We start from the raw sequence: 12,851 nt of genomic DNA, 5'->3' as shown, positions 1-12,851 counted from the left end.
TCACATTTTTTTCCTGTGCGCCCAACAGAATTACATGCAGAATCGGCCTGTTAAAAACCGCTGAAATTGCTCATCATTATAGGGTGTGGTTTGCATGTTCACGTCGCGCCAACGTTCTGGCGCAAAGACAAAGGTGAAAAGTATTTATGGTAAATGTTCGTCAGCCCAGGGATATTGCGCAAGTGCTGCTATCGGTGCTGTTTTTAGCCATCATGATTGTGGCCTGTTTGTGGATAGTACAGCCTTTTATTTTGGGGTTTGCATGGGCAGGTACGATTGTTATCGCGACCTGGCCCGTTTTGCTGAAATTACAAAAAATATTGTGGGGCCGCCGCTCGCTTGCCGTACTGGTCATGACGCTGCTGTTAGTGCTGCTCTTCGTTATTCCCGTCGCCTTGCTGGTGAACAGCATTGTCGATGGTAGCGGCCCGCTCATCCATGCAGTGACCGGCGGCGATATGACGCTACCCGATCTGGCATGGTTAAATAATATTCCGTTAGTTGGCGCCAAACTGTATGCCGGATGGCATAGCCTGCTGGATATGGGCGGTAGCGCTATTATGGCGAAAGTGCGGCCTTATATCGGCACAACCACGACCTGGTTTGTCGGTCAGGCGGCGCATATCGGACGCTTTATGATGCACTGCGCCCTGATGCTGTTGTTTAGCGCCCTGCTTTACTGGCGCGGCGAACAAGTGGCGATGGGAATACGTCATTTTGCCTGTCGTCTCGCGGCTAAACGCGGCGATGCGGCGGTTCTGCTGGCTGCCCAGGCGATCCGCGCCGTGGCGCTTGGCGTGGTGGTCACCGCGCTGGTACAGGCGGTACTTGGCGGCGTCGGGCTGGCGATTTCCGGCGTGCCTTACGCTACCCTGTTGACGGTAGTGATGATCCTTTCGTGTCTGGTTCAGTTGGGGCCGTTGCCGGTATTGATTCCAGCCATTATCTGGCTTTACTGGACAGGCGACACCACCTGGGGCACCGTGCTGCTGGTTTGGAGCGCCGTCGTCGGCACTCTGGATAACGTGATTCGCCCGGTACTCATCCGCATGGGCGCCGATTTACCGCTGCTTCTGATCCTTTCCGGGGTAATCGGCGGCCTGATTGCATTCGGTATGATTGGTCTGTTTATTGGACCGGTGCTTCTGGCCGTGACCTGGCGTTTGTTCTCCGCATGGGTACATGAAGTTCCGGCGCCGACGAATGAACCAGAGGAGATCCTTGAAGAGCTGGATGACATCGAGGAAGCCAACAAGCAGTCATAATCCCGTCGGGCGGCATTGCCGCCCGATGCTTTAGCGACGTTTATCAATTCAACGCACACCCCATTTTGATTCGCCCGTCTGTTCCCCGCCGCATCTCATTTCTGTCGCAAATCCGTTACAGTTTTTAAACTATTGAGACGAATCTGATCGACGCAAAAAGTGCTCATGCCTACTATTAGCACACGGTTATAAATCAACACATTGATTTATAAGCATGGAAATCCCCTGAGTGAAACAACGAATTGCTGTGTGTAGTCTTTGCCCGTCTCCTACGATGGGCTTTTTTTTTAACTTTTTTCGCTGCATTGTTACATAAGCCAGCTCCCGTTTCCCTTCAACACCGCGATATCTGCAACGAACAAATAATATTGCACAAAATAGTGTGATTCTGTTCAAGTCGAAACGGTGTCGGTGGTGCTATTTATAGCATCACTTTTTTCATATAAAAGCCTAAAAAATGATGAACGCGTTAGAACTACAAGCACTACGGCGTATTTTTGATATGACGATTGAAGAATGCACAATCTATATCACCCAGGATAATAATTCGGCAACCTGGCAACGATGGGAAGCTGGCGACACTCCCATCTCTCCAGAAATCATTGCCAGGCTAAAGGAAATGAAAGCCAGGAGACAGCGACGAATTAACGCCATTGTTGACAAAATAAATAACCGCATCGGCAATAATACAATGCGTTACTTCCCTGATTTATCTTCTTTTCAGTCCATTTATACAGAGGGTGATTTTATCGAGTGGAAAATTTATCAATCTGTTGCTGCCGAACTTTTCGCACATGATCTGGAGCGGCTGTGTTAGACGTAAACTTTATCGCCGCATCGTATTGATACCGGATAGAAAACCACACAATCACGACATTGACTTGTCACCCTATCCAATATGCTTCCTGCCTGTGTATACCACTGTAACGTTCAGGCGGCATCTCTGAGTCAGATAATATGAAAAATCGTTATTTCCCTACCGCTGTAGGGTTGTATTTTAATTACTTTGTACATGGCATGGGGGTTATCCTGATGAGCCTGAACATGTCATCGCTTGAACAGCAATGGCATACCAGTGCCGCAGGCGTATCTATTGTGATCTCTTCGCTTGGTATTGGCCGGCTAAGCGTTTTGTTAATCGCCGGTATGCTTTCCGATCGCTTTGGTCGCCGTCCTTTTATCATTCTGGGGACCGCCTGTTACCTGATTTTTTTCATTGGCATTCTTTATGCTCAGACGATTTTTGTCGCTTATGCCTGTGGCTTTTTAGCGGGTATGGCCAACAGTTTTTTGGATGCAGGTACCTATCCCAGTTTGATGGAAGCCTTCCCTCGCTCCCCCAGTACGGCAAATATTCTGATCAAAGCATTTGTCTCTGGCGGGCAATTCTTGTTGCCCATTATTATCAGTTTATTAGTCTGGGCTAATATGTGGTTTGGCTGGTCCTTCCTGCTTGCCGGGGCGATCATGCTTATTAATGCTCTGTTTTTATTACGCTGTCCTTTTCCACCCTATCCTGGTCGGATATTGAAGCCCAAAATCTCGCAAGCGCCTGTCACAGGCGTACATCATTGCTCCCTCATCGATCTTATCAGCTACACCCTTTATGGTTATATCTCGATGGCAACCTTTTATCTTATCAGCCAGTGGCTGGCGCAGTATGGACAGTTCGTCGCAGGAATGTCGTATACCCAATCCATCAAACTGTTAAGTATTTATACCTGCGGATCGCTACTGTGCGTTTTTATTACTGCCCCGCTGGTCAGAAAAACAATTCGCTCTACCACATTATTGATGTTTTATACCTTTATCTCTTTTATTGCGCTTCTGACGGTCTGCCTGCATCCTCAGGCCTATGTTGTTATGATCTTCGCATTCGTCATTGGATTCTCTTCCGCCGGTGGCGTAGTACAAATCGGCCTGACGCTGATGGCGGCCCGTTTTCCACAGGAGAAAGGTAAAGCGACCGGCATTTATTACAGCGCCGGCAGTATCGCGACGTTCACTATTCCGTTGATCACAGCGCGGATTTCAGAAATGAGCATTGCACATATTATGTGGTTTGATACCGGTATCGCCGCAGCGGGATTTCTCCTCGCGCTGTTCATCGGTTACCGAAGTCGGGCTGAATCACAACATCACGCTGAAGCAGCGTCAACTGCACAATAAATGTTAGCGTGCCAACTGCAATATTATTGCCTTGCTATGCAAAATAAAACGTTAGCCATTATCACCGGGAAACAAAAAATGTAATTTTCGTGTTAATTATTATTCATTATCTTCACACTTATCAGAAAAATTGCGATGAGCATCACGAGTTATATGTGTTAAACAACAAATTCGCAGCAATTTTTATATTTCCCGGCTAACAAATGAAATGCTACCAATGCAATAAACCTGGCATTTTAAACGCCATGTTATGTACATATAACGACAGTACCGACTTATAGTGTTACTGAACAATCGCTGCATGTAGTAAAGCAGTAATAAGCAGGACATTGAATCAAACCATCAGCAAGGAGCTGTGAACAAATGTCTCAGAACAAGGCTCGCAACATGCCATATTTGCTGGCTGTTATCTGCATTTATTTTAGTTACTTTCTCCACGGCATGAGTGTTATTACACTAGCCCAGAACATGACCTCCCTTGCACAGAAATTCTCCACGGATAGTGCCGGTATCGCCTATTTAATCTCTGGCATTGGTCTTGGTCGTCTGGTCAGTATTTTATTCTTTGGCGTACTGTCCGATAAATTTGGCCGTCGGGCAATAATACTGCTTGGCGCCGTACTATATATGCTATTTTTCTTCGGTATTCCCGCCAGTCCTAACCTGATGATCGCTTTCATATTAGCGGTGTGTGTCGGCGTGGCGAACTCCGCGCTGGATACTGGCGGATACCCTGCATTAATGGAGTGTTTTCCCAAAGCATCGGGCTCGGCAGTTATTCTGGTTAAAGCGATGGTCTCTTTTGGGCAAATGATTTACCCCCTTATTGTCAGCGCCTTGTTAGTCAACCATATCTGGTACGGCTACGCGGTGGTAATCCCCGGTATCCTTTTCGTCCTCATCACGTTGATGCTGTTGAAAAGCCGCTTTCCCAGCCAACTTGTCGATGCCAGTATTGCGAAAGAATTACCCCAGATGAACAGTACTCCCCTCGTCTGGCTGGAAGGCGTAGCTTCCGTTTTATTTGGCGTCGCCGCGTTCTCAACCTTCTATGTGATTGTGGTCTGGATGCCTAAATATGCGATGGCCTTCGCCGGAATGGCGGAATCCGACGCGCTGAAAACCATCTCTTATTACAGTATGGGATCGTTGGTTTGCGTGTTTATTTTTGCCGCATTGCTGAAAAAAATGGTTCGCCCTATCTGGGCCAATGTTTTCAATGCCGGGCTGGCGACACTCACCGCTGCGGCAATTTACCTGTATCCCTCTCCACTGATCTGTAATGCTGGCGCCTTCGTGATTGGTTTTTCCGCTGCTGGAGGTATTTTACAATTAGGTGTATCGGTAATGTCGGAATTTTTCCCTAAGAGTAAAGCTAAAGTCACCAGTATATATATGATGATGGGGGGCGTAGCTAACTTTATTATTCCACTGATCACCGGTTATCTCTCTACTATTGGCCTGCAATATATCATTTTGTTAGATTTTGCCTTTGCACTACTGACATTTATCACCGCCATTATTGTATTTATTCGCTATTATCGCGTATTTAAGATCCCGCAAAACGATGTCCGATTTGGCGAGCGTTATTTCCAGTAAAAATGTTAACGATGCGCAACAGGCATGCGCCCTGCTCTGCACTGTCCACTTATTAAGGAGTATAAAATGGATGTTACCGCAAAATATGAATTAATTGGTCTTATGGCGTATCCTATCCGTCATAGCTTATCGCCCGAAATGCAAAACAAAGCGTTAGAAAAAGCGGGGCTACCGTATACCTATATGGCTTTCGAAGTGGATAACACGACGTTTGCCAGCGCCATTGAAGGACTGAAAGCATTAAAAATGCGCGGTACGGGCGTCTCCATGCCAAACAAACAGCTCGCGTGTGAGTATGTCGATGAATTAACGCCAGCAGCAAAACTGGTTGGCGCTATCAACACCATTGTTAACGATGACGGCTATCTACGCGGCTACAACACGGATGGTACGGGCCATATTCGGGCAATTAAAGAAAGCGGTTTCGATATTCGGGGAAAAACCATGGTGCTGCTCGGCGCGGGAGGCGCGGCTACCGCCATTGGCGCCCAGGCAGCCATTGAAGGCATTAAGGAAATTAAACTGTTTAACCGTAAAGATGACTTTTTCGAAAAAGCGGTTGCCTTTGCGAAGCGGGTGAATGAAAACACCGATTGCGTCGTTACCGTCACCGATCTTGCCGATCAGCACGCTTTTACTGAAGCGCTTGCCAGCGCAGATATTCTGACGAACGGTACCAAAGTTGGCATGAAACCATTGGAGAACGAATCCCTGATCGGCGATGTTTCCCTGCTCCGCCCTGAATTGCTGGTCACCGAATGTGTTTATAATCCGCATATGACAAAGTTATTGCAGCAGGCGCAACAAGCTGGTTGCAAAACAATTGATGGTTACGGCATGTTGTTATGGCAAGGAGCCGAACAGTTTGAACTGTGGACAGGAAAAGCGTTTCCATTGGACTATGTGAAGCAGGTGATGGGATTCACAGCCTGACCGGTAAAATTATAATTGCGACGAATGACAATGAAGGGTACCAAATGAAAACCGTAACTGTAAGAGATCTCGTGGTTGGCGAAGGCGCGCCAAAGATCATTGTGTCGCTAATGGGAAAAACCATTACCGATGTGAAATCGGAAGCACTCGCCTACCGTGAAGCGGATTTCGATATTCTGGAGTGGCGCGTTGACCATTTTGCCAACGTGACAACGGCGGAAAGCGTACTTGAGGCCGCCGGCGCCATCCGGGAGATTATCACCGATAAACCCTTGCTATTTACCTTCCGCAGCGCGAAAGAAGGCGGCGAACAGGCGCTAACCACCGAACAGTATATCGCTCTGAATCGTGCAGCAGTTGACAGCGGTCTGGTCGATATGATCGATCTTGAGCTTTTTACCGGCGACGATGAGGTGAAAGCCACCGTCGGCTATGCTCATCAACACAATGTTGCGGTGATCATGTCTAACCATGATTTTCATAAAACGCCCGTAGCGGAAGAGATTGTTCAGCGTCTGCGTAAAATGCAGGAACTGGGCGCCGATATTCCGAAGATCGCCGTCATGCCACAGACTAAAGCCGATGTCCTGACCTTACTTACCGCCACTGTAGAAATGCAGGAGCGCTATGCGGATCGTCCGATTATTACCATGTCGATGTCGAAAACCGGGGTAATATCTCGTCTTGCCGGCGAAGTGTTCGGTTCTGCGGCAACGTTTGGCGCGGTGAAAAAAGCATCTGCGCCGGGACAAATATCGGTAGCCGATCTGCGTACCGTATTAACTATATTGCACCAGGCGTAATACTTTATCGTGTGGCGGAATATTCTCTTTCTGCCACAATAAAATAAATAGTTATCTGATATGAATATGTTCCATATTCATTGAAAGCCGCTGTCTTTATTACCTTAACACGGTTATATCGATATTGCTTTCAGGGATAATAGTGGAGTAAATATGAAAATCAATAAGCCATCACGCATTAATGGCCGCGTTCCCGTGCTCTCTGCACAAGAAGCAGTAAATTATATTCCAGATGAGGCCACTTTATGTATTCTGGGCGCAGGCGGCGGTATTCTCGAAGCGACAACATTAATTACCGCACTGGCAGATAAATATCAAACAACCCAGTCACCACGAGATTTATCTATTATTAGCCCTACCGGATTAGGTGACCGCGCCGATCGCGGCATCAGCCCGCTGGCGCAGGAGGGGCTGGTAAAATGGGCGCTATGCGGACATTGGGGGCAATCTCCCCGTATTTCTGAACTGGCTGAACAAAATAAAATCGCCGCCTATAACTACCCACAAGGCGTATTAACCCAGACGCTGCGCGCCAGCGCCGCACACCAGCCGGGTATTCTGAGCGATATTGGTATTGGTACCTTTGTCGACCCTCGCCAACAGGGCGGAAAATTAAACGACGTGACTAAAGAAGATCTCATTAAGCTGGTAGAGATCGATAATAAAGAATATCTCTATTATAAAGCGATAGCGCCTAATGTGGCTTTTATCCGCGCCACCACCTGCGACAGCGAAGGCTATGCATCATTTGAAGATGAGGTGATGTATCTTGATGCGCTGGTGATCGCCCAGGCCGTTCACAATAATGGCGGTATTGTAATGATGCAGGTGCAGAAAATGGTAAAAAAAGCCACGCTGCATCCAAAATCCGTGCGTATTCCCGGCTATCTGGTGGATATTGTGGTTGTCGACGCCGACCAGACGCAACTCTATGGCGGCGCGCCGGTGAACCGATTTATCTCCGGGGATTTTACTCTTGATGACAGTACCCAGCTTACCCTGCCCCTTAATCAGCGCAAGCTGGTAGCCCGACGCGCGCTGTTTGAAATGCGTAAAGGCGCGGTAGGCAATGTGGGCGTAGGCATTGCCGACGGTATTGGTCTGGTCGCTCGCGAGGAAGGCTGCGCCGATGACTTCGTGCTGACCGTGGAAACAGGCCCGGTGGGCGGTATTACCTCTCAGGGCGTGGCCTTCGGTGCCAATGTCAATACCCGCGCGATCCTTGATATGACCTCACAATTTGATTTTTATCACGGCGGTGGGCTCGATGTCTGCTATTTAAGTTTTGCCGAAGTGGATCAACACGGTAATGTCGGTGTACATAAATTCAACGGCAAAATTATGGGCACCGGCGGGTTTATCGATATTAGCGCAACGTCGCAAAAAATTATTTTCTGCGGAACTCTGACGGCCGGAAGTTTAAAAACTGAAATTACCGATGGCAAATTAAATATTCTGCAGGAAGGTCGCGTCAAAAAATTCGTCAGCGAACTGCCGGAAATTACGTTCAGTGGAAAAATTGCGCTTGAGCGCGGGTTAGATGTGCGTTACATCACTGAACGTGCGGTTTTCACTCTCAAACAAGATGGCCTGCATTTAATTGAAATTGCGCCTGGCGTCGATCTGCAACGGGATATTCTTGACAAGATGGATTTTTCACCGGTTATCTCACCAGATTTAAAACTGATGGACACAAGATTATTTACCGATAGCACTATGGGATTCACGCTTCCTGACGCAACACATTAAAAGGAGTACAAATATGGATTTTTCATTAACTGAAGAACAAGAACTATTACTGGCCAGTATTCGCGAGTTAATCACCAGCAATTTTCCGGAAGAGTATTTCCGTACCTGCGATCAAACGGGCACCTATCCCAAAGAATTTATGCAGGCGCTGGCGGAAAACGGTATTTCGATGCTGGGCGTCCCGGAAGAATTCGGCGGCATTCCGGCTGACTATGTAACGCAAATGCTGGCGCTGATGGAAATCTCAAAATGCGGTGCTCCGGCCTTTTTGATTACCAACGGCCAATGCATTCACAGTATGCGCCGTTTTGGTTCCGCAGAACAACTGCGTAAAACAGCAGAAAGTACTCTGGCCACCGGCGATCCAGCATATGCGCTAGCCTTAACAGAACCTGGCGCGGGCTCTGATAATAATAGCGCCACAACAACCTGGACGCGTAAAAACGGCAAGGTTTATCTTAACGGTCAGAAAACGTTTATCACCGGTGCAAAAGAATATCCTTACATGCTGGTTCTGGCGCGCGATACGGAGCCAAAAGATCCTAAAAAAGCGTTCACGCTTTGGTGGGTGGACTCAAATAAACCGGGCATAAAGATTAATCCGCTGCATAAAATTGGCTGGCACATGTTGAGTACATGCGAAGTTTATCTCGATAATGTCGAGGTGGACGAAAGCGACCGGGTCGGTGAAGAAGGCATGGGTTTCCTCAATGTCATGTACAATTTTGAAATGGAGCGTTTGATTAATGCGGCGCGCAGTACAGGTTTCGCCGAATGTGCATTTGAAGATGCCGCCCGTTACGCCAACCAGCGTATCGCCTTTGGTAAACCCATCGGCCATAACCAGATGATCCAGGAAAAGCTGGCGTTAATGGCCATCAAAATCGAAAACATGCGCAATATGGTGTTGAAAGTCGCCTGGCAGGCCGATCGGGAAGAGTCACTGCGTACCAGCGCCGCGCTGGCTAAGCTGTACTGCGCACGCACAGCGATGGAAGTGATTGACGATGCGATTCAGATTATGGGTGGGCTTGGTTATACTGACGAAGCCCGTGTCTCCCGCTTCTGGCGTGATGTTCGCTGCGAACGTATCGGTGGCGGCACGGATGAAATTATGATCTATGTGGCAGGACGCCAAATTCTGAAAGACTATCAGAACAAGTAAGGATCGTACCGGAACGTCTTATTCGGCCTGACTGCTTTACGGCATCAGGCCGAATAAATCAGATAAATTTCGCCGTCAGGTATTTGGCAGCAAATACGCCTGCTCAACCAAGCTATTTTTAAATTGCTTACGATAATCGTTGGGAGAACATCCTACATGCCGCATAAACAATTTGGCAAAATGGTCCACATTTTCATATCCTACCCGCCATGAAATTTCTGCCAGTGGCGACTCTGTGTTTGTCAGCGCAAACTTGGCCTCGGTCATACGTCGTTGAATAACATAGTTGATAGGGGATATATGATATTCTTTGGCAAATTCATGGCATATATAACTGACGCTGGCGCGAAATTTTTTCGATAGCTGGTCAAGCGTGATTTTTTCACGATAATTATTATTGAGATAAACAAGCACATCCTTAATTAATACATCTTTTTTAATGTAGCCTTGTTCAGAACGATAGGCATTTTTAAAATTTTCATAGTAAAGTGCGGTCAGAGTGTAAGCAAATGCATCGTATACAGAGGAAGCCAATACGTTTTTCCCCTGCGGAAGTAACACGCTTAATTCATTAAAGATACTTTTAATGACCTCTTTCCCCTGAACCACGGAAACCACCGGACAGGAATGACTCTGCAATAGTTGGTTTTCTTCCCAACCTGGAAAACAAAACCCATACAGCGCACAGGTATAGGTGGTAGCCGGCGAATTGCTGTCGGATGCTACAGCGTGTAGCCGCCCCCGCTCAACGACGACAATATCGTCCGCATGCGCGACGTAGAGTGAAGAGTCAATAATTAACCTGGCTATCCCTTTTTTGACGTAAATAAGCTCTGTTTCATTATCATGCATATGATGGCCAGACTCCCAGTTTGGATCATCGCTAATGACAAAACGTGAAAATCGAGGGGTCTTGTCCTGTTCAAAAATCGTCTCCGCGGCGGAGTCAAAACAGCGCTGATACATAATAACCTCTGTCAGGTTTAAAAAGATAACCAGGATAAAATAAAGCGAGCGTCAGTGTTGTACAACCGTGGAGATTACCAGCAAAACAAGATTATTCGTTCCGAATGCAAGATATTATGTTCTTTTGCAGACAGCTCAGATTATCTGTCGATAGCGTATTATCAGACAAAAATACATAGCCGACATATCTTTGATGTTTTCTTTTAACCTCACAGAAACAACATCGCACGTTTCATGTTAAAAAATGATGATATGCTTCGCACTTATTATTCTCACTACCGTATTTATATTTTTATGACGCCCTTTTCAGATGGTTGCTAACGATTCTCTGTTCGCAGATTTTTCGTGCAAGATTGTTGGCAAGGAAAACAGATTGACCCATCGAAAACCTCTTCAGACTGCCGCAGACTATTTTCAGTCAGATTTACGTTACTTATCCGCACGCGACTCACTGGAGATGCAATGAAAATAATAACCTGCTTTAAGTTGGTGCCTGAAGAACAGGACATTACCGTGACCCCGGAGCATTCGCTCAATTTTGATCGTGCCGAGGCCAAAATCAGCCAGTTTGATTTAAATGCAATTGAGGCCGCCGCGCAGTTAGCTGGCGATGGCGACGAGATCGCCGCGCTCACCGTCGGCGGCTCTCTGTTACAAAATTCAAAAGTCCGCAAAGATGTGTTATCCCGCGGGCCAGATGCGCTTTTTATGGTTCAGGATGCGCAGCTGGAGCACGCCCTGCCCAAAGAAACCGCGCTGGCGCTAGCATCCGCGGCGGAGAAAATCGGCTTTGACCTGCTGCTCTTTGGAGAGGGCTCCGGCGATATTTATGCCCAACAGGTGGGCCTGCTGACTGGCGAACTCCTGAAACTCCCCGTCATCAACGCAGTAAGCCATATTCAACGCGACGGCGACAAAATCATCGTTGAACGCACACTGGAAGAAGACGTTGAAATTATCGAGCTCACGCTGCCCGCGGTGCTTTGCGTGACCTCAGATATTAACGTTCCACGCATCCCGTCAATGAAAGCCATTCTCGGCGCCGGGAAAAAAGCCGTTACGTCGTGGCTGGCGAGCGATATCCACTGGACCCCAACCACGCCACTGGCGGAACTGGTCGCCATCTCGGTACCGCCGCAGACAGAACGCAAGCATATCATTCTCGATAACGATTCGCCGGAAGCCATTACCGCACTGGCCGACCATTTGAAAAAATCCCTGAACTAAACCCAACGGAGAAAAATTATCATGAATCATTTAGCTAACGTATGGGTATTTAGCGATAACGTAGAGCGTTATGCCGAATTAATGACCGGCGCGCGGCAGTGGGGAGAAAAAGTTTACGCCATCGTGCAAGGAAACACGGAGATCGACTACGTGAAAGCGCTTGGCGCTGATGAGATAGTCGTTCTTGAATCGCATACGGATTTGCAGCGCGTGGAAAACTATGCCGAAACGCTGGCCTCATTATTAGGCGACCAAAATGGGCTGCTGCTCATGGCGGCGACCAAGCGCTGTAAAGCGCTTGGCGCCCGGCTGAGCATCCAGCTTGACGCCATGATGGTGAACGACGCGACGTCTATTGACCTCCTCGACGGGACGCTACACGCAGAGCATCGCATGTACGGCGGACTTGCTTTCGGCAAAGAGAAATTAAACAGTCCGCAGGCGATTATTACGCTGGCACCCGGCGTGCTGGAACCCGCCGCCCCTCTCCCCGGTCATACTTGCCCGCAGACCACGCTGGCATATATTGCCCCACGCCACGAGGTATTGTGCCAGCAGCGGCGCGCGAAATCGCTAAGCAGCGTCGATTTGAGCAAAGCCAAACGGGTCATCGGCGTAGGACGAGGCCTGGCGGCGCAAAGCGATCTGGATATGGTGCATAAACTGGCGACCGTCCTCGGCGCAGAAGTGGGCTGTTCCCGCCCCATTGCGGAAGGTGAAAACTGGATGGAACGCGAGCGTTATATTGGCGTATCCGGCGTTCTGTTGAAATCCGATCTCTATCTGACGCTGGGCATTTCCGGCCAAATTCAACATATGGTGGGTGGAAACGGCGCAAAAATTATTGTCGCAATTAACAAAGATAAAAACGCGCCCATTTTCAATTATGCCGATTATGGTCTGGTGGGCGATATCTATAAGGTTGTTCCTGCCCTCATCGACCAGTTAAGCCGCTAATTCCTTTTTCAACGCACA

Annotated in this window: 11 protein-coding genes and 1 other RNA gene; 11 read left to right on the top strand and 1 reads right to left on the bottom strand. The window is 48.0% G+C overall.

Features of this window, described 5'->3' with window-relative positions; translation table 11 throughout:
• Positions 1–146 precede the first annotated feature (146 nt).
• From ydiK to J4613_RS01495, 9 genes are all read left to right on the top strand, one after another.
• A complete protein-coding gene (ydiK, locus tag J4613_RS01535) occupies positions 147–1,265 on the top strand; it encodes an AI-2E family transporter YdiK (protein WP_000248615.1) in 1,119 nt (372 codons plus the stop codon).
• A gap of 182 nt (positions 1,266–1,447) precedes the next feature.
• Positions 1,448–1,555: antisense sRNA RprA (gene rprA, locus J4613_RS01530), an RNA gene on the top strand.
• A gap of 167 nt (positions 1,556–1,722) precedes the next feature.
• On the top strand, positions 1,723–2,082 hold the full coding sequence (locus J4613_RS01525) for a YdiL family protein (RefSeq protein WP_000980455.1): 360 nt from the start codon (positions 1,723–1,725) through the stop codon (positions 2,080–2,082).
• 140 nt (positions 2,083–2,222) lie between these two features.
• Entirely contained in the window at positions 2,223–3,434 is a 1,212-nt protein-coding gene (locus J4613_RS01520; protein ID WP_000797669.1) for an MFS transporter, read from the top strand.
• Positions 3,435–3,797: 363 nt separating this feature from the next.
• Positions 3,798–5,033, top strand: a complete 1,236-nt coding sequence (locus J4613_RS01515; protein WP_000081209.1) for an MFS transporter — start codon at positions 3,798–3,800, stop codon at positions 5,031–5,033.
• Between the two features lie 66 nt (positions 5,034–5,099).
• Positions 5,100–5,966, top strand: coding sequence for a quinate/shikimate dehydrogenase (gene ydiB, locus J4613_RS01510; protein WP_000383488.1), 867 nt, complete (start codon positions 5,100–5,102; stop codon positions 5,964–5,966).
• A 44-nt stretch (positions 5,967–6,010) separates the two neighbouring features.
• Positions 6,011–6,769: a type I 3-dehydroquinate dehydratase gene (gene aroD, locus J4613_RS01505; RefSeq protein WP_111742374.1), complete on the top strand. Its 759-nt coding sequence runs from the start codon at positions 6,011–6,013 to the stop codon at positions 6,767–6,769.
• Positions 6,770–6,922: 153 nt separating this feature from the next.
• Positions 6,923–8,518 carry an acyl CoA:acetate/3-ketoacid CoA transferase gene (locus J4613_RS01500; RefSeq protein ID WP_000700599.1) on the top strand — a complete coding sequence of 532 codons (1,596 nt, stop codon included), beginning with the start codon at positions 6,923–6,925 and terminating at the stop codon, positions 8,516–8,518.
• Between the two features lie 13 nt (positions 8,519–8,531).
• Entirely contained in the window at positions 8,532–9,683 is a 1,152-nt protein-coding gene (locus tag J4613_RS01495; RefSeq protein WP_000347819.1) for an acyl-CoA dehydrogenase, read from the top strand.
• Between the two features lie 75 nt (positions 9,684–9,758).
• On the opposite strand, the gene J4613_RS01490 is transcribed toward J4613_RS01495, so the two are convergent.
• Entirely contained in the window at positions 9,759–10,649 is an 891-nt protein-coding gene (locus J4613_RS01490) for an AraC family transcriptional regulator (RefSeq protein ID WP_000284832.1), read from the bottom strand.
• Between the two features lie 462 nt (positions 10,650–11,111).
• Between J4613_RS01490 and J4613_RS01485 the strand changes: the two genes are divergently transcribed.
• Together J4613_RS01485 and J4613_RS01480 are read left to right on the top strand one after the other, a co-directional pair.
• Positions 11,112–11,876, top strand: coding sequence for an electron transfer flavoprotein (locus J4613_RS01485; protein WP_000692095.1), 765 nt, complete (start codon positions 11,112–11,114; stop codon positions 11,874–11,876).
• A 21-nt stretch (positions 11,877–11,897) separates the two neighbouring features.
• Entirely contained in the window at positions 11,898–12,833 is a 936-nt protein-coding gene (locus J4613_RS01480) for an electron transfer flavoprotein subunit alpha (RefSeq protein WP_001015885.1), read from the top strand.
• Positions 12,834–12,851 lie beyond the last annotated feature (18 nt).

The organism is Salmonella sp. 32020114201800008SM, assembly GCF_017572025.1.
GTDB lineage: Bacteria > Pseudomonadota > Gammaproteobacteria > Enterobacterales > Enterobacteriaceae > Salmonella > Salmonella enterica.
Note: the sequence above shows the minus strand (reverse complement) of the source record. Positions and strands in the feature narration are given on the sequence as shown.